This is a genomic window from Bradyrhizobium sp. CCBAU 53340 (genome assembly GCF_015291645.1).
Lineage (GTDB): Bacteria > Pseudomonadota > Alphaproteobacteria > Rhizobiales > Xanthobacteraceae > Bradyrhizobium.
Genome location: NZ_CP030055.1, coordinates 4,697,879 through 4,718,567, shown reverse-complemented (window position 1 = coordinate 4,718,567; position 20,689 = coordinate 4,697,879). Strand labels below are relative to the sequence as shown.

Sequence of the window (20,689 nt, the reverse complement as noted above, 5' to 3'; positions counted from 1 at the left end):
TTAATCGGGCGATCCAGTATTCCAGAGGCGGTTGTGATTGAATCGAGGGGCCGCGGCGTACTGGGTCGCCCGGTCAAGCCGGGCGACGACAGTGCCCCAAACCGCAAGATCGGTCGAGCGCTTCGCGGCCATCCCGGCCTAACTCAAGCCGCCACGGAGGAGCGACGATGACGGCGGCACTGCAAAACTATCAGGCCCGGATGCGGCGGGTGCTGGATCATATCGACCGGCATCTCGACGCGGATCTGGACCTGGACAGCTTGAGCTCTGTTGCGGCCTTCTCGAAATTCCATTTCCACCGGCAGTTCACCGCGACTTTCGGCTTGTCGGTGCATCGTTATGTCCAGCTCGCCCGCATGAAGCGCGCTTCGTACAGGCTGGCGTACAGAGACGATGAACCTGTCACGGAGATCGCGATGGATGCCGGCTACGAGGCGCCCGATGCCTTCGCCCGTGCCTTTCGGCAACGGTTCGGGCAATCGCCGTCGTCGTTCCGGAAATCTCCCGATTGGGAGCCGTGGCTTGCGGCCTTCGGGCCTCTCGAAGATGCGAGGAGCAAGCTCATGCAGACAAGTTTGACCAATGACGACGTGACGATCCGCAATGTGCCGACCACCAAGGTCGCGATCATGGAGCATCGCGGCAGCCCGACGACGCTTCCTGCAACCATCCAGCGCTTCGTCGCCTGGCGCAAGGCGGCCGGCCTGCACCCCAGCAACCATCCGACCTTCACGGTCTGGCGCTCGGAGCGACGGCCTGCGTCGCCAGCCGATTACAGCGTGGATCTCTGTGTCGGCACTGACCAGCCGATCGCGGCGAGCGGCGAAGAGGTCAAGGCCGGCGAGATCCCCGGCGGACGCTGCGCCGTGCTGCGCGTGACAGGCTATACCGACAATCTCGAGCCCGCCGCGCTGTTTCTTTACCGTGACTGGCTTCCGGCCAGCGGCGAGGAAGCGCGCGACTTCCCGATCTATTGCCAGCGGCTGAGCTTCTTCCCCGAGGTGCCGGAGCATGAGACGGTCGCGGAGCTGTTCCTGCCGCTGAAGTAGCGTTGAGCCGATCAGGTTGGTGTACCGCGTCGTCGGCGGTGCGCTCCCTCTCCCGCAAGCGGGAGAGGTGAGCGAGCCCGCGGATAGATCGTTCAACCCGGAAAATCGGTCACGCCCGCGAAAGCTTCTCGAACTTCTTCACCAGCCGCTCGCGCTTGAGCCGTGACAGCCGCTGGATCCAGAACATCCCGTCGAGCTGGTCGATCTCGTGCTGATGGCAGACGGCGCGCAAGGCCTCGGACTCCTCGCTTTGCGTGGTGCCGTCGAGATCCTGATAGCTGATCCGCACGCGGGCGTGGCGTTGCACCTCGTCGGTGACGCCGGGCATCGAGACGCTGCCTTCCTTGTGCAGGATCATCTCGGGTGAAGCCCATTCGATCTCGGGGTTGACGTAGGTCTGGGGCCCCACCTTGGGATCGAGCTCGAGCACGACCAGCCGCAACGGCACGCCGATATGCGGCGCCGTGATGCCGATCCCGGGTGCGGCGCGCATGGTCTCCAGCAAATCGGCCGCCAGCTCGCGCAGGCCGTCGTCGAAGGCGGTGACGGGCCGGGCCGGCATCGCAAGCCGGCGGTCGGGATAGCGGACGATGGGGCGGATGGTCATTTGAGGCTCCTACCATTCGCCGGGGCGTGACGCATCCTATTCTTCGCAGCGGCAGCTTCACTCAGAACTGCACGCGCGCTTGCTCAATGCTCATCCTCAGATGACTGGGGTCGCGACGTCCCTGATGTATCCACGCCAGAGTAACCAGGAGGCGGCGCCTGACCAGGCTGCAAACAGCCGTTCGACGAAGTTCACGAAGGTCAGGTCGGCCAGCCCCGCGCCGGCCGACGCGCCCAGCAAGGATTGCAGTCCGAAAAGCGCGGCGACGCCGATCACGACATGTCCGACCACCACAACCAGGATCGTCGCCAGGCTGGCGCCGACGCCGATCGCTCCAAGCGTCTTCGGGATCGCGGGACGGTGCAGGAACGCGACCGACCAGAACAGCATCGAAGCCATCAGCAATGCGGAGTAGGCCAGGAGGTATCGACCATCCATCCCTGGAGCCACTGAACTTGGCGCCAACCGAGAACGAGAAGCACACAAAGCCGGCCCGATTGAGCGGTTTGCGCAGTCCCATTTCGTCACCGAATGCCCACAAGGCAAATGTCGTGAGCGCCAAGGTGAGGATGCGCAACGGCGACAGCGCCTCTGCCGTGTGCGTGAGGATGATCGTCGCCAGGGCAGAGACCGCCAGCGCGGTGGCCGCAATCCCAGCATTTGCGCTGCCTGCGTGCGGCTTCAGCATCGAGAGCATGGAACACAACTTTCCGATTATTGCACGGTAATGTCGATGACCTCAGGCCGAGCCCCATGCCTGAAGCGCAGCTTCTCGAAGGTCGGCATTCCCGAGGTCAGTCCGAGCCTGAAGCCGTTCGAGAATCCAAGTGCCTCGCTCGGCACGCCCAGTACATTGTGGTCGATGACGGCGTTGTCGTTCTCGTCATGGAATACGACGGCGGCATAGTCGCCAGAGGGCATTCGGCCGAACTCGAACGTCGCGACGCCGCGCGCGATGGTTGCGCTGACCTGCCATCGTCCCCGCCCTGTCACGGTGTCGCCGGGACCAAACAGCTTCGCGACGGCATGGCCGCGCGAATTGGAAAAGCCTGTGGCTCGAACCGACAGGCTCTCGGTATCGCCAGCAAGCGAAGGCTGGAGCGCGGTTGGAGCCAGCAACATAGCTGCCAACAGGGCTGAAGCGGCTCTTGCCATCAAAAAAATCCCCGGATTTGAACGCCCGAAACCGCGCATGCAGCGCAGCACCCCGCTGGCCTATTGGCCGCGCGTTCAGTATTAGACACGTGTCCAGTTCTGGAGGAAGTGCACGAGAGCGCGTCCTGTCCGCTATTGGACACTTGTGAGGTTACTGTCCGGGTTCGGAAGACGATGAAGAAGCATGGGACCAGGAATCAGCATGATCGCCGTACCCTTCGCACCCGGCGGGCGCTGAACGAGGCATTCCTCAGCCTGCTGGTGGAGAGGGGGTTCGACGAATTGAGCGTGCTGGAAGTCTGCGAGCGCGCCAATGTCGGACGCTCGACGTTCTACACGTATTTCCAGAGCAAGGAGGATCTGCTGGATGGCGGCCTCGGCGATCTCAGCGACGAGCTGCGCCGACAGGCCGCAGCCAGGATGCACGACGTCAAGATGCTTCCGTTCGCGCGCGGTCTGATCGATCACATTGGCGAGCAGCGACGGCTGTTCCGGGCCATCGTCGGCCGGCGGAGCGGTGTCGTCGTGCAAGCGCGCTTCCGGACGATGGTCCACGAACTCGTCGCGGAGGACCTGGCGCGGTTCCGTTACACCGATTGGCGAGGCGATGCCGCCAGTCACTATGTGACCGGGGCCCTGGTCCAGGTTCTCGCCTGGTGGGTCGATGCAAGATCGTCAATTCCAGCGGACGAGATTGAAGCGTTCCTGATCGAGGTCACGATGAACGCCCTCTCGGGGACCCCCGCGCGAAATCCCCTTGTCTCCTCGGCCGCGGGCGGCCTGTCCCAAACGCGACCGGCCGCGCGGCGTCGACGGCAAGACAACGCGTGACCTCAGCGCGAGCGATGGACGCTTGCCTGTCAGGGCCGGAGACGGGAACTGGATGGGCGGGGATGATGGCATTGTGCCGGTGTTTTGCCCGACGAGTCAAACCGCTTTCTGACGTCGCACGGCATTCGCCTCGTAAGTCATTGATCGGGCAGCGCTCGGCTACTGTGCATGGGGTTGTTTTCGGATTGTCCTGTTGGCAGGCGGAAAGCTTGTGGCAAAATGATCTGAGATTTGTCGGCTGGCCGTGTTCCCATTCGTCTTTTACCCAGACAGACCTGACGGGAGACACAAATGACTGCTTCCAGATATCGCTGGGTGATCGTCGCCGCCGGCGGCCTGCTCGGCTGCGTCGCCATCGGCGGCATGTTTTCGCTGCCGGTGTTCCTGCAGCCGATCACCAAGGACACCGGTTGGTCGGTAACCGGCATCTCCAGCGCCATGACGATCGGCTTCCTGGCGATGGCCTTCAGCAGCATGATCTGGGGCACGCTGACGGACAAGTTCGGTCCGCTGCCGGTGGTGCTGACGGGATCGACCGTGCTGGCGCTCAGCCTGTTCGCCGCGAGCCATGCCACCTCGCTGATCGTGTTCCAGTTCGTGTTCGGCCTTCTGGTCGGCGCCTCCTGTGCTGCGATCTTCGCGCCGATGATGGCGACCGTCACCGGCTGGTTCGACACCCATCGCGGCCTCGCGGTGTCGCTGGTCTCGGCCGGCATGGGCGTCGCGCCGATGACGATGTCGCCGTTCGCGGCCTGGCTCGTGTCTCATCATGACTGGCGCACATCGATGCAGATCGTGGCGCTGGTGGTCGGCGCCATCATGATCCCGGTCTCGCTGCTGGTGCGCCGTCCGCCGGCGCTTGCGCATCCGCCAACGGCGGCTGCAGGCGAGGGCGGCGCGCAAGCCGAGATGTCGCGCAGCGAGGCCCTGCGCTCGCCGCAATTCCTGATCCTGCTCGCCACCAATTTCTTCTGCTGCGCCACCCATTCGGGCCCGATCATCCACACCGTCAGCTATGCCGTGAGCTGCGGCATCCCGCTGATCTCGGCGGTGACGATCTACAGCGTCGAGGGCCTCGCCGGCCTCGGCGGCCGCATCGCCTTCGGCCTGATGGGCGATCGTTTAGGGGCCAAGCGCGTGCTGGTCTCGGGCCTGTTCGCGCAAGCCTTCGGCGCGCTCGCTTATGTCTTTGCCCACCAGCTCACGACGTTCTATGCGGTCGCGATGGTGTTCGGCTTCATCTATGCCGGCACCATGCCGCTCTACGCCGTGATCATCCGCGAAAACTTTCCGCTGCGCATGATGGGCACCGTGATCGGCGGCACCGCGATGGCCGGCAGTCTCGGCATGGCGACCGGCCCGCTCGCCGGCGGCATGATCTACGACGCGTTCTCCAGCTACGCCTGGCTCTATATCGGCTCCTGGGCGATGGGCCTTGGCGCGTTCCTGATGGCGATGACGTTCCGTCCGTTCCCGAAGCCGCAAGGCGAGCCCGCACCGGCGCCGGTGGCAGCGTGAATGGATCGAGGCGCAGCCCTCAGAGCTGCGCCTCGATCGCCGCCTTGTCGATGACGGACCGGACTTCCCGGATCTTGCCGTCGCGGAATGCGTAGAACACGTTTTCGCAGAAGGACACGCGTTTGCCGTCGACGGCAAGCCCGAGAAACGTCCCGATCGGCGTGCAATCAAATTTGAGCCGCGCGGCAATTTGCGGCGGCTCGGAGATCAGCAGCTCGATGTTGAATTGCAAATCCGGAATCTCGCGAAAATCCTGCTCCAGCATCGCGCGATAGCCGGAGAGCCCGAGCGGCCGCGAATTGTGGACGACCTCTTCGTCGACGAACTGCCCCAGCGCTGCCCAATCCTGCCGGTTCAGGCAGGCGATGTAGTTGCGATAGAGATTGGCGAGTTCGGCTGGCGTCACGGCGATGCTCCGGCGGCTCCGGGCTAACGCGGGAGCAGAGCAATCGGCGCATCGCTCACAGCGATTTTTCGAAGAACAGATCCGGGTAGGGGTCGTCGTTGAAGCGCGGGATCTCGCGCCAGCCGGTGGTGCGGTAGAGCTGGCCAGCCTCCGGCAGTGAGCTGTTGGTGTCGAGCCGCAACAGGGGGATGCCGAGCTCACGCGCGGCAGCCTCGGTTGCGTCCATCAAGAGCCGGCCAAGACCCAGGCCGCGCGCGGCCGGCGCGACCCACAACCGCTTGATCTCGGCATAGCCGTAATCGGTCCCCTTCAGCCCGACGCAACCGATCGGCAGCGTGTCCGACATCGCGACGATGAAGCAGCCGCGCGGCCGGCGCATGTCCTTGGCATCGGGATCGCGCGACAGTGACACGTCGAAACCCTGCCTGAAGCGACGGCCGAGCTCGGCGTAGTACTCAGCCAAGCAATAGCGCGCCTCGTCGCTGCGCGGATCCACCTCGACGAGTGCAGTTCGATCACGTGTCAGCGCCGACGCAATCAGATCCATCGCCGCGAGCATCGCCTCGCGTTGCGAGTTGCGGGCGAGGAAACCTTCGGCCTGCGTGTTCGACAGCGCTTCGTAGGCAGCGAACTCGCGCTTGCCCGCGCGCGTCAGGCTGGCGACGCGACGCCGCGCATCGTTCTCATGCGCATGCGTCTCGATCAGGCCTTCATCCTCCAGGCTGCGTAACAGCCGGCTCATCAGTCCGGAATCGAGGCCGAGATAGTCGCGGATCTCGCCGACATCCGACCGCCCGTGTCCGATCGCATTGAGCACGCGCGCCGCTCCCAGCGGGCGCCCGCGCCCGAGGAAGGACGTGTCGAGCGCACCAACAGCGGTGGTCACGGCACGGTTGAAGCGGCGGACGCGGGAGACCGGATCGAGCATTATCTGACTCTAGTCAGATATTAATCCACCGTCAATTGCCTCAACTCTTTGCCCGGTATGCCGGAGGGATCACGAACACTTCATCGGCTTGGCTTTGGCCTCGTGCAGGCGCCGCGCTATCGTTTCGCAGAGGATCTGGCCAGCGGCGCGCTGGTCGAGGTGCTGGCGGACCATCCGCCGTCGCCGACGCCGCTGTCGGCGCTCTATCCACAAAACCGCCAGCTCACGCTGCGGCTGCGCGTCTTTCTGGACTGGATCAGCAGGATCTTCGGCGAGGCGGAGCTTTAGCTGAATTCATCCTTCGGGCCGGATCATTTTGATATCCTGATCGGCGGCCCAGTCGGCGACGTCCTCGCGCTTCAATGCGGTCGCCATCAGATCGGGAAACTGGTCCGGCGTGCAGGCAAAGACCGGGATGCCGAGACTGGCAACGCGCGCCGACAGCACCGGGTCGTAGGACGGGCGGCCAGTGTCGGTCAGCGCCAGCAGCACGATCACGTTGATCCCGCGCGTTGCGAGCCGGGCCAGCCGGTCGACCAGCGTATCCGCATTGCCGCCCTCATAAAGGTCGGTGATCAGGATCAGATGCGCCTTGGAGGGCCGCTCGATGCGCTCCTCGCAATAGGCGACCGCGCTGTTGATATCGGTGCCGCCGCCGAGCTGAACGCCGAACAGAACCTCGACGGGATCGGCGAGCTCCCCGGTCAGGTCGACGATCGCGGTATCGAAACAGACAAGCTTGGTGGCCACGACCGGCAGCGAGGCCATCACGGCCGCGAAGATCGAGGCGTAGACGACGGAGGTCGCCATCGACCCTGATTGGTCGACGCATAGAATGACCTCATCGAGATCGACGATGCGGCGCTGCTGGCGCAGGAAACCGATCAGCCGCTCCGGCACCACGGTGCGATGCTCTGGCTGGTAGTGGCGCAGATTGGCCTTGATGGTGCGCGGCCAGTCGATGTCGGCAAAGCGCGGGCGATTGGTTCGCAGCGAACGGTTCAGCGCGCCGCGGACTGCGTCTGCCGTGCGTCGCTCGAGCCGCTCCATCAGCTCGGCCACCACCTTTGCGATCACGATCCGCGCGGTGTCCCTGGTCTTCTCCGGCATCACGCCGCGGAGCGCGACCAGATCGGCGATAAGGTTCACGTCGGCTTCGACGGTTGCGAGGAATTCGGGCTCGAGTAGCATCTGGCGCAGCCCCTTGCGCTCGAACGCATCCTTCTGGATCACCTGCACGACCGGAGCGGGGAAGAACTCCCTGATATCACCGAGCCATTTCGCGACGCGCGGAGCCGAGCCGCCAAGTCCGCCGCGGCCCTTCTTCGGCGCCTCGTCGCCGTTGCCGTAAAGCGCCGTTAGGGCCTCCGACATGCGGCGGTCGCTGTCGGACAGCGCGCCAGCGTTGCCGGGATCCTCAGCGTCAACACCGAGGGCCAGCGTCCAGCGGCGATTGCGCTCGTCGATCTCGCTCATCGGGGGGCTCCGGCGTTGAGCAGTGCAAGCACACGCGCCTCGTGCTGCGGCCAGATCGCGGCGGCATCTGCGATCAGCCGATATCCTTTCGCGCCGCCCGTGTTCCGCGCAAACAGCGCATCCATCAGCCGCCTGCGCTCGTTACGGTCCAGCGCCGAGAAGACGCGGCGGAATAGCGGCAGGCTGGCCGTGAAGGCCTCGTCATCGAGCGACAGCAGCCAGCCGTCGACCGCGCCGCGCAAGGCCGCATCGTGGATCAGCCGCTGGCCCGCACCCTCGAAGAAGCCTTCGAAGAAACCTGCCGCCTCGGCAATTGGTGTGCCCGGTGACAGCATCCGCGCAAGCAGGTCCGCGGTGTGTTCGGCAGCCAGCAGCTTCGCCTCATAGAGCAACCGTGCCGCCGTGCCGGCGATCAGCCGGGTCGTCTGGTCATCGTGTAGCAGGGCCGTCAGCGCCTCGCGCCATCTGCTGACGACGTCTGGATCGAGCTGGGCCAGCTGGATCGCGGCATCGCCTGCGAGGATCGCGCCGCGCAGCTTGGCTGCGGCGGGCACATCCAGATTGCGGGCGGCGTAGGGCAGGGCAAGCGCCGCCTGCACCACGATCCGCGGCATCAGGGCCGCGAGATGCTCGGCGGTGCCGGCACGCGCCTCGCCATAGCGCAGGATGTCGGCCATCGGCGGCAGTGCGTCGAGCAGTGACTGGCCGTCGCTGGTGAGGGCTGCCTTGGTTTCGAGCGCTGCGATCCCGGATTCTGTGGCGCGCGGCAGATCCGCGATCATGGCGTTGCGTACGAGGCCCGCCAGCGCGCCGAGCTCCGTCTCCTTGCCCATCGCTTCGATCAGGCGGCCGGCGGCGGCGTCCATGATGGTTGAGCCATAGAGCAGGTTCTCTACCAGCCGCACCGCGAATTCCGGCTCCCAGCGCAGCTGCCAGTTCTCCCGGAACGTTCCGCGGCTGCGGCCGGCGTCCGTCAACTGCCCCCAGGGCACGTCGAGTGCATTGAGCCGGTGCAGCAGCGTCGAACGCATCAGCCCGCTTTCACTGCGCAGGTCGAGCGTCAGCGGCCGCTCCAGCGCTTCCGGTTTCAGCCGCGTCGCTTTCTGCTGGCGCTGGAGATCCTCCAGCAGCGGCGCCAGCGGCGTCGATGACGGAATCGATCCGACACCTGCGCCGACCAGGAGCTCGGCGGCAATGTCGTTCCACATGGCGCGCTCGCCGTTGCACAGGCAGGCGATCGCCGCCTGGCGGAGCTCCTCGAAGCCGGGCGAGGGGCGTTCGCGCAATGCCGCCAGCGCCACGCCGAGACGCTGCGCCTCGATCACGGAGGCGGTCGAGACGAAATGACCGCGATCGCGCAGCACGCGGCTCACCTTCGCAAGCCAGATGGCAGTGCGATCGCCGTCACGCGTCTCCCAGAGATGCGCGCACCAGCCGGGCGCGACCACGCCTGCGCCATAGCCGCTGGCGCGTGCCAGACGCGGCGCGGTCCACGGTGCCCAGGTCGCCTTGATCTTCGTCTTCGGCCGACCCTTGAGCAATTCGCGGTCGGCCGCCAGGCTCCGGCGCTCGGTCAGTGCCGGCACGTGCCAGGCGCCGCAGACGACCGCGACGGCGCCGTCGTATTCCTTCGCCGCCTTGGCGATCTCGATCCGCATATGCGCCTCGCGCGCGGCCTCGCGGGCCGAGAGCGGTTTTTCGTCCGCGCGCAGCGCGGTCATCGCATCTGCGACGGCTGCGAACACGGGACCGGTCGCAGGATTTTCCTCGATGACATCGGACCACCAAGACTCGCCGTCGTCATAGCCGGCGGCGGCCGCAAGCGCGCCGATCGGATCGCGGCTGACCGGATCCTCCTCCGATCTCGCGGCAATTTCCTCTGCGACATCGCTGGCGGAGGCGCCTAGCCGGTCCGAAGCGGGCAGGTCGATGAAACGCAGGGACGCACCATGCCGCGCGGCCCAGCAGGCCGCTTGATATTCCGGCGAGTAGTCGGCAAAGGGAAAGAAGCTGGCGTTGGCCGGATTGTCCTCGGCGTAAGTGAGCAGCGCCACCGGCGTCACCATGTCGGGGTCGGCGAGCATCGGCAGCAGGTCGGAGGCATCCGCAGGGCCCTCGATCAGCATTGCGACGGGTCTCAGCGCGTCGAGCGCCTCGACCAGCCGCCGCGCCGAGCCCGGCCCATGATGCCGGATGCCGAACAGATGGATGTCGCCGGCCATTGTGTCAGATCAGATCGGTCAGCGAGGCATAGTAGCCTTCGAAGCCGCGCTTCTTCTTCAGCACGGTCTCCAGATATTCGCCGAGCACGGCGGTGTCCTGCACGGGATCCTTGATCACCGCGCCGAGCATGTTGCTGGCGAGCGTCTCAGGCGTCAGCTTGCCGTCGTTGAAGAAGGTTGCCTGGCTGATGCCGCCGACCATCACGGCGATGGCCTCTGCGGTCGAGAGCCCGCCCGACGGCGACTTCAGCGCGACCTTGCCGTCCTCGGTCGAGCCCGAGCGCAATTCGCGGAAGATCGCGACCACCCGCGCCACTTCGTCGGCGACGTTCTTCGGCGCCGGCAGATCGAGGTTCTGCGCCATCTCGCCGACGCGCTTGACGACGATCGACACTTCTTCCTCGGCGCTGTCAGGGAGCGGCAACACGACGACGTTGAAGCGGCGCTTGAGCGCGGAGGACAGCTCGTTGACGCCCTTGTCGCGATTGTTGGCGGTTGCGATGATGTTGAAGCCGCGCTGCGCATAGACGGCGGTGTTGAGCTCCGGGATCGGCATCATCTTCTCGGACAGCACGGTGATCAGCGTGTCCTGCACGTCGCTGCCCATGCGCGTCAGCTCTTCGAAGCGGCAGAGCTTGCCGCCTTCCATCGCGCGCATCAGCGGGGTCGGCACCAGTGCTTCGCGGCTCGGCCCATGGGCGAGCAGCTGGGCATAGTTCCAGCCGTAGCGGATCTGGTTCTCGTCGGTCCCTGCGGTGCACTGGATCACGAGCGTGGAATCGCCGGTGATGCCGGCGGCAAGATGCTCGGAGACCCACGACTTGGCGGTGCCGGGCACGCCAAGCAAAAGTAGCGCGCGATCGGTCGCAAGCGTTGCAACGGCGGTCTCGATCAATCGCTTGTCGCCGACATATTTGGGCGTGATCGCCGTGCCGTCAGCCGCCTTGCCGCCCATCAGATAGGTCACGATCTGGCGCGGCGAGAGCGCCCAACCCGGCGGGCGATGTCCTTCGCCGGCGGCAAGGGCCTTCAGCTCGGCCGCAAAGCTCTCCTCGGCGGGCAACCGCAGTTTCTCGCTCATGGCTTCTCTCCCTGATCGTCCAACGCGGCGTTGAGCCGCAGCATGTCGAGGCGCGGATCGCCTTGCAGCAGGCCCGCGGCCGTCAGGCGCTGCAAGGTCTGCTGCGCCGCCGTCTGCGAGGTGAGCAGGCCCAGCGCGTGAAATTCCGCAGCATGGTCGGATGGCTTCGCGTCATCGCGCCTGATCTCGGCCAGCAGTTTTACACCTGAAGGCGCCGAGAGCGGATCGTCCAGGCGTGCCGCAGCGCCGGCGATCACCTGCGCCATCTCAAAGCCGATGCCGTGCGTATGCAAGCCTACCGCCGCGAACCGAGTGCGATCGGTCGGCGCGAGACGCGGTGCGAGCGCCACGATGAAGCCAGCCGCGTTATGCTCGCTGACGATCTGCGCTGCCTGCGCGAGCTGCGCATCGGTGCCGGTCTCGGCGATCAGCTTGATCAGCCCGGCGTCGGCCGCCGTGTCCACCTTCCACTCCCAGGCGGCGATCAAATCCAGCGGCGCGAGGCCGAGCGCGCCTGCAAACGATGTCAGGTCGGTGCCGTCGAGGAGGGCTTTCCGTCGTTGCCACTGTGCCGGCGTCTTGGGAGTTTGAAAGTCGATCACGCGGGAGCGCCGCAGCAGCCCCTTGGTCTTCACCGCGAAGAAGCCGGCAAGCTCCGCGATCTCCTCGCCCGCGGCGGGACCGTGGCCGAGACGCGCGAGGAAGGAGGTCGCAAGTGCCTTGACCTTGGGTGCGCGGTCATCCGCCACGATGGCTTCGAGGAAGGCTATATCCTCGTTGGACAGCCGCTCCGAGAGCAGCGACAGCAGGCGCAATCGCGTGTCGGCACTTTCGTTGCCGAGCTTCGCCTCCAGCACCGCGCGTGCCGCGGACGGATCGTGCCGCCGAAGCTCGGCCAGCGCCGCTTTGCGCGCGGCAGGCCAGAAATCGTCCCAATTGCCGGCAGTGATGTGGTCGTTCGTCTGCCGCCGTGCGGCGTTGTTCGACGCTGCAAATTCCATCCAATCGCGCCAAGGCGCATAGACGTCTGGTGCGTCGTCATCGCCGGCCGTGGGCATCCAGTCGGCGGGATGCATGGTCCAGCCGCGCGCCGCCAGAAAGTCGACGAGCTCGGTCTTGCCTTGCGCCTGCTTCTTCGCCGCCAGGATTCGGCGCGCCAGCGGACGCAACGTCTCGGGCAAGGTCGGCAAGGCGAGGGTGGGAATGTCCGGCAGAACGCGAAGCGTCGATGCCGGCTCTGCCGTCACGGTGATGCCAAGGAACTGGCCCGACAAAGCGAGCAGCCGCAGCTCTGCTTCGGCGGGCTCCTCGCCAAGTTCGGCGCGCCAAAAGGGAGCAGCTGAGGCCGCCGCCGATCCCATGGTCCAGCGCGTGAGCACTGCGCCCATTGCGTCGTAGATTTCGTCGGCCTTGTCAGTCATGGCTGCCGATCCGTCCCCATGCGGTCTGCGCCGCCAGGATCGTGAGGCGGCTGCCTGACCAGATCGCGGCGGAGCAGGTGAGATCGGTGCCGCACAATAAGCCCTCGGCGTTGCTCGCGACCGGCAATGTCGCGGTGCCGTCGCCGGATCGCCACCAAGCATGCCCGGCATCATCGCGTGCGATACGCCCCTGCGGCAGCAGCAACGGCACGTCGAGCATCCACGGCTCGGCCAACAGCGGCCGTGTCAACGCCTCGGAGAGCGCCTCGTCCGGCGCGGGCCATTCGTGCGCGAGCGTCTCATCGGCGGCGTCGCGCCGCACGAGCAGGGCGCGGAGCGGTTGCTGCGACGGATAGAACACCAGCTCGCCCCGAAAACGCTCGCCTGAGGTGAACACCGAGCCGCGCCGGCCGGCGCTTGCCGGGAAGAAGTCGAGCAGCATGGCAAAGCGCGGGCCACTGCCAGCGAGATTGAGCAGCCATGTGGTCTGCGAGACCAGGCCGTCGCGGCGCGTCTGCACCTGCTCGGCGAGAACCTCCCAATGCCCGTTCGCGCGTGGCGCTTGCGGATCGGCCAGCACCGTCTCGCGGGTCTCCGATGTCGCGACGGCGCGCCGGATCTCGGCATCGCGCGGCGTGGCGCGGAAGGCGCGCGCGAGCAGCACCAGCTTGCCGAGCTCGACGATCGCACCGCGTGGCCGGTCGCCCGCGGCAAGGGCGAGCAAACGGGATGGTAGTTCATCGATACGACCGGCAAGCGCCGCGGCTTTGCCATCGACGAGGCGCGCGGCGATGCGCCGGCATCGCGCCGTGGCATCGTCGATGAAGCTCGACAATCCCAGGCGGAGCTGGTCGCCGATCCATTGCTCGAGCGCATCCAGCGCATCGAGGATCGCGCGCTCAGTCTCTTCATTTCGTTTGGCCGCCTGCGCCACGCGGCGAGCGACGTCCTTTGGATCCTCGGTGACCTCGGGCTCGACGGCGCGTGCGGCGCGCAGATCCTTGTCGCCGGCCGGGGCCGTCGCCGGCTTTGCGGCTGACGTGCCGCGCCGGCGCCCGAGCCAGTCGCTGACCCAGGCCGGCGTATCGGCGGGCGCGAATTGCACGATGGATTCTGCGTTGAGCCACAACAGGCCGAGCACGTGCTTGCAGGGGAATTTGCGCGAGGGGCAGGTGCATTTGTTGCCGAGATCGCGGAGATCAGCCATCACCCGGTAGGGATTGGCGCCGGAGCCCGCGCATTCGCCCCAGATCAGCGCGCCATCCGGGCTGCCGCCGACGCCGGACCATTTTGCCGGCTTGGCGAGACCGGCAGCCGCCTTGAGCGAGGATTGATCGGTAGCGAGTTGCTCGACCGCTTTCAGATCAATCGCCACGCCGGCTTCCCAATTCGAATCCAGGACCGGTAGTATATCGGGGCAGGATGAAAGCTCAATGTCGCCGCGCGCAGGTGACCCGCTGCACGCGGAGATCGTCACGAGAGTCCGGTGTGTGGCGACGGAAGCCCAAGCTCCTTGCGCTTTTTGATTGTCAGCTTCGCCACGATCAGCGCATGGGCCTGCGCCAGATAGGCCGTCAGCTCCGCATCCGGCAGCGCGTTGTTGCTGACAAGCTGCACCCATTTGGCCCGCGCGAGATAGGGCGCAGGCCGCGCCAAGCCGTGCTCGATCAGCATGGCATAGGCCATGTTCGAGACCTTGAACATGTAGCCGCCGGACTCAGCTGTATACCCGCCGCTGAGCGCGAACATCTTGCCGCCGACCTTGAACACGGAGGTGCCTTCCCATTGCACCACCTTGGTGGCGGCAGGCAGACGCAGGCAGTGGGCTTCGAAGGTCTTGGGAGTCATGCGCGTGCACTAGCGGACAACGGCGCACCGTTGTGGCAGCATGCATGTTCCAACCGAGGATGGAATGCCATGTCGCGCGTGTCGATCAAGACAAAGGATGATCTGCCGGAAGCACTGCGACCCCTATGGGACAAGATGACGACCTATGGTGCGTTCGAGAACCAGGCCGGTGTGATGGCGCATCGCGCGCCGATCTTCAAGCACATGTGGTCGCTGCTGGTCGATCTCGCCAGCGAAGGCATGATCTCGAAACGCCATCTCGAGCTTGCATTGGTGACGGTGTCGCTGCTGAACAAATGCGATTACTGCGTCTCGCACCACGCGCCAAAGCTCGCGGTGCAGGGCGTGTCGGAGGAGGGCGCCGCGCAGCTTCTCGACTACAAGGATCATCCGGAGCTCGATGAGCTCGACAAGCTCGTCGTTGAGTATTCGATCGCCGTCACCAACAACTGGAACCGGACGCGTGACGAGATCTTTGCCCGCCTGCGCACCCATTTCTCCGAAGCCCAGATCGTCGAGCTGACCTGGCGCATCGCGCTATGCGGCGCCTTCAATCGCTTCAACGACATCCTCCAGCTCGAGGTCGAGCACGGCGGGTCCCGCGGCGAGGCGGCTGAGTAGCGATACGGCTCGACGGGTCAATCACGGACCCGTGATTTGCGCCCTGATTATCGCAAACTATATCGTAAGATATATTTTGAGAAGGAGACGTACGATATGTTCGGCAAACACCGAGACCACAGAGACTTCCACTCCGGGCACTTTGCTCATTTCGCCCATTTCGCCATGGGCCGGCATGGTGGGCGGCATCGCTTCGGCCGCGGCGGCCACGGCTTCTTCGGGCGCGGCGGCGACGAGTTTCCGGGCGCACGGCGACTGTCCTCGCAGGACCTCCAGCTCGTGATCCTGGCTCTGCTCGCCGACAAGCCGGCGCACGGCTACGAGCTGATCAAGATCATCGAGGAGCGCTCGGAAGGATTTTATACGCCGAGCCCCGGCGTGATCTATCCGGCGCTGACCTATCTCGAAGAGGTCGGCCACGCCAGCGTCGCGCAGGATGGCGGCCGCAAGCTCTACAGCATAACGTCGCAGGGCGAAGCTTACCTCGCCGAGCAGCGCGGCACCGCTGATGCAATCCTGCAAGCGCTGTCGCGGATCGGGCGCCGGATGGACGAGGTGCGCGAGGCCTTTGCCGGCGTCAGCGATCTCGATGCGGATGCCTCCGACGAATTGCATCGCGCCCGCCACAACCTCAAGCGCGCGCTGCGCTCCCGACACGGCAGCGACTCCGCCGAGGCGCGTCGCATCGCCGCGATTTTGGATCGTGCAGTCGCGGAAATCCTCGGCAAGTGACGATAAGGGATGCAGGACATGACTGATCGGCCGCACAGCCCGATACAAGATCCGCGCGTTAACGCGGTGATCGCGCGCCTGCAAGGCGCGCGGCAGCGGCCCTCAGGCGGCGGCCGGCGCAGCTCGTTCGACAGCCGCGATCCTCACGCCTATGCCGAGCAGGGTTTTTCGATTCATCCCGAGCAGGGCGAGTTGATCTATCTGTTGTGCCGCGGCCTGCGCGCCACCCGCGTCGCCGAGTTCGCGACCTCGGTCGGGATGTCCACGCTCTATTTCGCGGCGGCGCTCCGCGACAATGGCGGCGGCACCGTGATCGGCTCGGAGATCGTGCCGGCCAAGGTCGAAGCCGCCAAACGCAATCTTGCGGAGGCGGGATTGGCCGAATATGCGGAGATCCGCGAAGGTGACGCGCGCCAGACGCTGCGCGATCTCGGCGGTCCCGTCGACTTCGTCTTGATCGATGGCTGGCCGGGTGCGTCAGGTCCCTCGCTCGCCCGCGAGGTGATCGAGATCGTGGCGCCGCAGCTGCTCGTCGGCGGTTATGTCATGAATGACAATGCCGAGCCTGACTACCTCGATTTCATCCGCGATCCCAGCAATGGCTTCGTGTCGATGACGCTGCCGCTCAAGGGCGGCACGGAGCTGTCGCTGAAGGTCGCCTAGAGGCCGCTCAGAAGTGATGCACGCCGAGTGCTGAGAACGCGCCGTCGTGCAGATCGTGGCCATCGGTCGGCTGACCGAGAAAGCCGAGATGCAGGGCCATTGGCGGCAGCACCGCCATTGGCACCGCGCCGGCGGTATCGAGCCCGCCGATATCGACGTGAGGCGTCGCGCTGTCATGGGACGAGGCCAGCGGCGTGCTGACGATGTCGGTGACCAGTGCGCTGAATAAATCGGGGGAGGAGGCGTCATGCGCGTCGCCTCCGCCGGAATGGAGCAAGCCGCCGACAAGGCCGGTGACGCTGTCCGTGAGCTGTCCGATCGTTCCTGTGACGGTGGACGTCAGCTGCGATACCGTCGTGCTCAGGCTGTCGAGCGTGTGCGAGACGGCAGACAACGAGGTGTCGACCAGGTTCGTGATCGTGCTGCCGAGATCGTGCAGCGATGACAGCGGATCGATGGATGCAGACGTTGCGACATCGGTGTGCGCGGAGCCGCTGCTGGTTTCCGCGGCATGGTCGGACGCGACCGCAGCGGCGGCATGACTGTCAACTGGGGGCTGCTGCGTGCTGACCGGGCTGTCCGTCGCGGCGACGACGGGATTGCCGTCGGCATGGGAGATATTGTCGGTCGCCGTATCCATGTGAAGCGCCGTCGCGGTCTCGCCCGCCGGCGGCGCGCTCGCATCGGCATGCTGATCGCCGGGCGCGTCTTGACGATTGCCCGGCGTTGTTTCGACGGGCGCCGGATCGGCAGCGTGGGCGGGCGTCGGCGGCAGGTCGGACGGCCGCGGTTGTGGATCACCGGCACCGTGATGTCCGGCGGCCTCGGCCTCCTTGAGGAAAGCGACCAGGGCGGTCATGAACGCGACCGTCTCTTCCGTCGTGATGTGGCGGGCAATCTCCGCCTTTTCGGCGCGGCGGTTGTTCTGCTCGGATGCAGCCATGGGCGTTGCTCCTCGTCAGTGTTCGCGGAAGGCGCGGGTGAGCTCGTCGCGCAGCGGTCCGAGCAGATATTCGAACAGCGTGCGGGGACGCGTCGGCACGATCACCTCGGCCGGCATGCCCGACTGCAATTCGATGCGCGACTTCCTGACGTCCTCCGGCTCCAGCGACACCTCGACCGCGTAATAGCCGGGGCCGCCGGCCTTGTCGTTGGTGACGCGGTCGGCCGAGACCGTTCGCACGGTGCCGTAGAGGCGGGGACGTTCGGCATAATTGACGCCGGTCAGCCGGATCTCGGCGCGGCGGCCGACCGTCACGTCGTTGATATCGGACAGCTTGAGCTGCGCGTCCACGATCAGCGGATTGTCCGACGGCACGATGTCCATGAGCTTTGCGCCCGGCTGGATCACGCCGCCTTCAGTGAAGACGTCGAGACCGACTACCGATCCGGTCGCAGGCGCCCTGATCTGCGTGCGCGTGACCACGTCCGTCGCCGCATCGACTTTCGGGGCGAGCTCGGCGAGCTTGTTCTCGGTCGAGCGGAGCTGATCGGTGATCTCGCTCATCCTTGCGCGTTCGGCCTTGGCGATCTCGGCCTCGTTCTGGGCGATCTGCTGCTGCATGCCGGCGATATTGGCGCGCTGGGCGCCGGTATCGGCCTGGAGCTTGGCATCCTCGCGCTGGAGAGCCAGGATCCGTGTCTTCGGCGTGTAGCCCTGTTCGTACAGATGCTGCGCGCCGTTCATCTCGTCGCCGAGCAGCTCGCGCTGCTTTTCGGTGCCGGTGAGCTGGGCCTGCGTGCCGCCGATCTGCGCATTCAGTTCGGCGATCTTGCCCTTGAGCACTGAAGTCTCCGCCTCGAACTGATGCTTTCGCGCCGCCATCATCGCGACCTCGTTCGCCATCGCCTGGCGCAGTGCGGGCTTTGCGTCCTTCGGGGCGGCGCCGAACTCCGGTGCGGCCTGGCCATCGCGCTCGGCCATCAGCCGCGCTTCCGCGGCAAGGGCAGCATCGCGGTCGGCGACCAGCACGTCGAGCTTGGCGCGCGGATCGCTGTCGTCGAGCACGAGCAAGAGCTGTCCCTTCTCGACATGAACGCCGTCGCGCACGAGAAGCTGGCGGATGACGCCGCCGTAGGGATGCTGCACGCTCTGGCGCCGGCCTTCGACCTGCAGATTGCCGCTGGCGATCGCCGCGCCCGAGATCGGGGCCAGCGTTCCCCACAACGTCATGGCGGATGCAAACGCGCCGACGACGATGGCGCCGACCAGAGCGGGCCGCCCCGGCCGCGCATAATAGGCGCGCTCGCGGTCGGCGATGTAGGCTGCGGTGCTCATGATGCGGCCGCCCGCGCGGCGGCCTGCTGCTGCAGCGCCTGATAGACCTCGCCGGGCGGGCCGAGCATGTCGAGCATGCCGCCACGGATCACCATCATGACGTCGACGATGTCGAGGATGGTGGTGCGGTGGGTGATGACGATGACGGCGGCGCCGTCCGCCTTGGCCTTCAGCAGCGCGGCCTTGAGCGCTTCTTCGCCGGGAGCATCGAGATTGGCGTTGGGTTCGTCGAGCACCAGCAGCGGCGGGCGGCCGAGCAGGGCGCGCGCAAGCCCGAGCCGCTGGCGCTGGCCGCCTGAAAGGCCGACGCCGCCGACGCCAAGCCGCGTGTCGTATTGCTTGGGAAGGTCGAGCACCATGTCGTGGATGCCGGCGCGGATCGCGGCGTCGATGATCTCGTCGGTGGAGGCATCGCCGAAGCGCGCGATGTTCTCGCGGACGGTGCCGGCAAACAGGCCGACATCCTGCGGCAGATAGCCGACATGACGGCCGAATTCGACCGGGTCCCAGTGATTGTAGTCGAGCCCGCCGAAGCGCAACCGCCCGGCGGCAGGCGCCATCGCCCCGACCAGCAGCCGCGCCAGCGTGCTCTTGCCCGAGCCGCTCGGACCGACGATGCCGAGCGCCTGGCCGCCGGCGAGTTCGAAGGACAGTCCCTTCAGCACAGGCTCGGGCCGCGACGGCAGTTCGCAAACGAGTTCGCGCACCTCGACGGTGTTGCGCTGCTTCGGCACGATGGTCTGCGGCGCGGTCAGGTCGATGGTCGCAAGCAGGTCGCGCACCTCGGTGTAGGAATCGCGCGCGCCGATGAACTGCTTCCAGGTGCCGACCGCCTGTTCGACCGGCACCAGCGCCCGGCCCATCACGATGCTGGCGGCGAAGATCGTCGCGGGCGTAATGGCGTGGTCGATCGCAAGCCAGGCGCCGGTGCCGAGCATGAGGGATTGCAGCAGCAGGCGAAAGAAACGGATCGAGGACGTCATCACCGCGTTCTTGTCGCTGGCGATCGCCTGTTGCACCAGCATGGCCGAGCGCTGGCTCTGCCAGTTGCGCTCGACCGCGGGCTGCATGCCCATGGCGCGGATCACGTCGGCATGGCGCAGCACGTTCTCCGTGAAGACGTAGGACTGGTTGCCGGAGGCCTCGGCCTGCTTCATCGGCGAGCGAGTCAAAAGCTCGTTGACGCCGGCAAGAGCGAGCAGCAGCAGCGCGCCGATGGTGGCGACAAGGCCGAGCAGGGGATGGATGAAGAACAGCAGCAGTAGATAGACCGGAATCCAGGGCAGATCGAACGCGAAATAGATTCCGGATCCGGTCACGAAGGTGCGGAACTGATCGAGATCGCGCAAGTGCTGCGCGCCGCGCGAGGCGCCGCGTTCGGCCGATCGCACCACCAGCGCCTCGAACACACGCGTCGACAGCTCCATGTCGAGCCGGATACCGCAGCGGATCAGGATCCAGGCGCGTACGGCGTCGAGCCCCGCCATGGTCAGCAGCGCGATGGCGAGGATGAGCGTGAGCAGGACGAGCGTGGAGATGTTTTCGTTGAGCAGCACGCGGTTGTACACCTGCATCAGATAGAGCGGCGAGGAGAGATAAAGCAGATTGATCGCGCTGGAAAACAGCCCGGCCCAGAGAAAGTGCGGCCAGAGTTTCAGCAGCGCATCGCGAACGTCGTCGCCGCGGTGATATGACGGCTCCGCCGCCTCGTCCGCGACCGTCGAAAGGGCTGCCGCCATCTAAAAGTCCTCAAGGTGTCAAAAGAATCTGCGCCGTGGATCTTGGCGGGCTTACGCAATGGTGTGACGCGGGGCCAAAGCCCCACGCCACATATCTGTCGTCGAGGAACTTCG

20 protein-coding genes and 1 pseudogene are annotated in these 20,689 nt (G+C 65.9%); 7 read left to right on the top strand and 14 right to left on the bottom strand.

Annotation, left to right across the window (positions count from 1 at the left end; genetic code table 11):
* Nucleotides 1–167: 167 nt before the first annotated feature.
* Nucleotides 168–1,049: a GyrI-like domain-containing protein gene (locus XH89_RS22565; protein WP_194462619.1), complete on the top strand. Its 882-nt coding sequence runs from the start codon at nucleotides 168–170 to the stop codon at nucleotides 1,047–1,049.
* 109 nt (nucleotides 1,050–1,158) lie between these two features.
* Here the strand turns inward: XH89_RS22565 and XH89_RS22560 are convergent, their stop codons facing one another.
* The 3 genes from XH89_RS22560 to XH89_RS22550 form a co-directional block, all read right to left on the bottom strand.
* Nucleotides 1,159–1,656, bottom strand: coding sequence for a peptide deformylase (locus XH89_RS22560; RefSeq protein ID WP_194462618.1), 498 nt, complete (start codon nucleotides 1,654–1,656; stop codon nucleotides 1,159–1,161).
* A gap of 96 nt (nucleotides 1,657–1,752) precedes the next feature.
* Nucleotides 1,753–2,046 (bottom strand): hypothetical protein, encoded by a 294-nt coding sequence (locus XH89_RS22555; protein WP_194462617.1) that lies wholly within the window; start codon nucleotides 2,044–2,046, stop codon nucleotides 1,753–1,755.
* 324 nt (nucleotides 2,047–2,370) lie between these two features.
* Nucleotides 2,371–2,811: a DUF2141 domain-containing protein gene (locus tag XH89_RS22550; RefSeq protein WP_194462616.1), complete on the bottom strand. Its 441-nt coding sequence runs from the start codon at nucleotides 2,809–2,811 to the stop codon at nucleotides 2,371–2,373.
* 108 nt (nucleotides 2,812–2,919) lie between these two features.
* On the opposite strand from XH89_RS22550, the gene XH89_RS22545 reads away from it, so the two are divergent.
* Together XH89_RS22545 and XH89_RS22540 are read left to right on the top strand one after the other, a co-directional pair.
* A complete protein-coding gene (locus tag XH89_RS22545; RefSeq protein WP_194462615.1) occupies nucleotides 2,920–3,642 on the top strand; it encodes a TetR/AcrR family transcriptional regulator in 723 nt (240 codons plus the stop codon).
* A gap of 291 nt (nucleotides 3,643–3,933) precedes the next feature.
* Nucleotides 3,934–5,160, top strand: a complete 1,227-nt coding sequence (locus tag XH89_RS22540) for an MFS transporter (protein ID WP_194462614.1) — start codon at nucleotides 3,934–3,936, stop codon at nucleotides 5,158–5,160.
* A gap of 19 nt (nucleotides 5,161–5,179) precedes the next feature.
* On the opposite strand, the gene XH89_RS22535 is transcribed toward XH89_RS22540, so the two are convergent.
* Both XH89_RS22535 and XH89_RS22530 read right to left on the bottom strand, forming a co-directional pair.
* Complete coding sequence (locus XH89_RS22535; protein WP_194462613.1) at nucleotides 5,180–5,566, bottom strand: ester cyclase; 387 nt, start codon at nucleotides 5,564–5,566, stop codon at nucleotides 5,180–5,182.
* A 55-nt stretch (nucleotides 5,567–5,621) separates the two neighbouring features.
* The gene (locus tag XH89_RS22530) at nucleotides 5,622–6,494 is read right to left on the bottom strand and encodes a bifunctional helix-turn-helix transcriptional regulator/GNAT family N-acetyltransferase (protein WP_194462612.1); all 873 of its coding nucleotides are present in this window, start codon (nucleotides 6,492–6,494) and stop codon (nucleotides 5,622–5,624) included.
* A gap of 78 nt (nucleotides 6,495–6,572) precedes the next feature.
* On the opposite strand from XH89_RS22530, the pseudogene XH89_RS22525 reads away from it, so the two are divergent.
* A pseudogene (locus XH89_RS22525) lies at nucleotides 6,573–6,782 on the top strand (LysR substrate-binding domain-containing protein); the annotation flags it as partial.
* Nucleotides 6,783–6,788: 6 nt separating this feature from the next.
* Here the strand turns inward: XH89_RS22525 and XH89_RS22520 are convergent.
* The 6 genes from XH89_RS22520 to XH89_RS22495 all read right to left on the bottom strand — a co-directional run bounded on the left by XH89_RS22520 (nucleotide 6,789) and on the right by XH89_RS22495 (nucleotide 14,542).
* A complete protein-coding gene (locus tag XH89_RS22520; protein ID WP_194462611.1) occupies nucleotides 6,789–7,970 on the bottom strand; it encodes a VWA domain-containing protein in 1,182 nt (393 codons plus the stop codon).
* The gene (locus XH89_RS22515) at nucleotides 7,967–10,192 is read right to left on the bottom strand and encodes a DUF5682 family protein (protein WP_194462610.1); all 2,226 of its coding nucleotides are present in this window, start codon (nucleotides 10,190–10,192) and stop codon (nucleotides 7,967–7,969) included. Before XH89_RS22515 ends, XH89_RS22520 begins: the two co-directional genes overlap by 4 nt.
* A gap of 4 nt (nucleotides 10,193–10,196) precedes the next feature.
* Nucleotides 10,197–11,273 (bottom strand): AAA family ATPase, encoded by a 1,077-nt coding sequence (locus tag XH89_RS22510; RefSeq protein WP_194462609.1) that lies wholly within the window; start codon nucleotides 11,271–11,273, stop codon nucleotides 10,197–10,199.
* Entirely contained in the window at nucleotides 11,270–12,694 is a 1,425-nt protein-coding gene (locus XH89_RS22505; RefSeq protein ID WP_194462608.1) for a DUF5691 domain-containing protein, read from the bottom strand. The genes XH89_RS22510 and XH89_RS22505 overlap by 4 nt, the downstream gene beginning before the upstream one ends.
* Entirely contained in the window at nucleotides 12,687–14,069 is a 1,383-nt protein-coding gene (locus tag XH89_RS22500) for an SWIM zinc finger family protein (protein WP_194462607.1), read from the bottom strand. The genes XH89_RS22505 and XH89_RS22500 overlap by 8 nt, the downstream gene beginning before the upstream one ends.
* Nucleotides 14,070–14,167: 98 nt before the next feature.
* Nucleotides 14,168–14,542: an MmcQ/YjbR family DNA-binding protein gene (locus XH89_RS22495; protein ID WP_194462606.1), complete on the bottom strand. Its 375-nt coding sequence runs from the start codon at nucleotides 14,540–14,542 to the stop codon at nucleotides 14,168–14,170.
* Between the two features lie 69 nt (nucleotides 14,543–14,611).
* Here XH89_RS22495 and XH89_RS22490 point away from each other — a divergent pair, with 69 nt between their 5' ends.
* The 3 genes from XH89_RS22490 (at nucleotide 14,612) to XH89_RS22480 (ending at nucleotide 16,558) form a co-directional block, all read left to right on the top strand.
* Complete coding sequence (locus XH89_RS22490; protein WP_194462605.1) at nucleotides 14,612–15,163, top strand: carboxymuconolactone decarboxylase family protein; 552 nt, start codon at nucleotides 14,612–14,614, stop codon at nucleotides 15,161–15,163.
* 96 nt (nucleotides 15,164–15,259) lie between these two features.
* Nucleotides 15,260–15,895, top strand: coding sequence for a PadR family transcriptional regulator (locus XH89_RS22485; RefSeq protein WP_194462604.1), 636 nt, complete (start codon nucleotides 15,260–15,262; stop codon nucleotides 15,893–15,895).
* 18 nt (nucleotides 15,896–15,913) lie between these two features.
* Nucleotides 15,914–16,558: an O-methyltransferase gene (locus XH89_RS22480; RefSeq protein WP_194462603.1), complete on the top strand. Its 645-nt coding sequence runs from the start codon at nucleotides 15,914–15,916 to the stop codon at nucleotides 16,556–16,558.
* Between the two features lie 7 nt (nucleotides 16,559–16,565).
* Here the strand turns inward: XH89_RS22480 and XH89_RS22475 are convergent, their stop codons facing one another.
* The 3 genes from XH89_RS22475 to XH89_RS22465 are packed head-to-tail and all read right to left on the bottom strand — an operon-like array spanning nucleotide 16,566 to nucleotide 20,575.
* A complete protein-coding gene (locus XH89_RS22475) occupies nucleotides 16,566–17,501 on the bottom strand; it encodes a hypothetical protein (RefSeq protein WP_194462602.1) in 936 nt (311 codons plus the stop codon).
* A gap of 15 nt (nucleotides 17,502–17,516) precedes the next feature.
* Nucleotides 17,517–18,836 (bottom strand): HlyD family type I secretion periplasmic adaptor subunit, encoded by a 1,320-nt coding sequence (locus XH89_RS22470; protein ID WP_194462601.1) that lies wholly within the window; start codon nucleotides 18,834–18,836, stop codon nucleotides 17,517–17,519.
* Nucleotides 18,833–20,575 (bottom strand): type I secretion system permease/ATPase, encoded by a 1,743-nt coding sequence (locus XH89_RS22465; protein ID WP_194462600.1) that lies wholly within the window; start codon nucleotides 20,573–20,575, stop codon nucleotides 18,833–18,835. Before XH89_RS22465 ends, XH89_RS22470 begins: the two co-directional genes overlap by 4 nt.
* Between the last annotated feature and the right edge of the window lie 114 nt (nucleotides 20,576–20,689).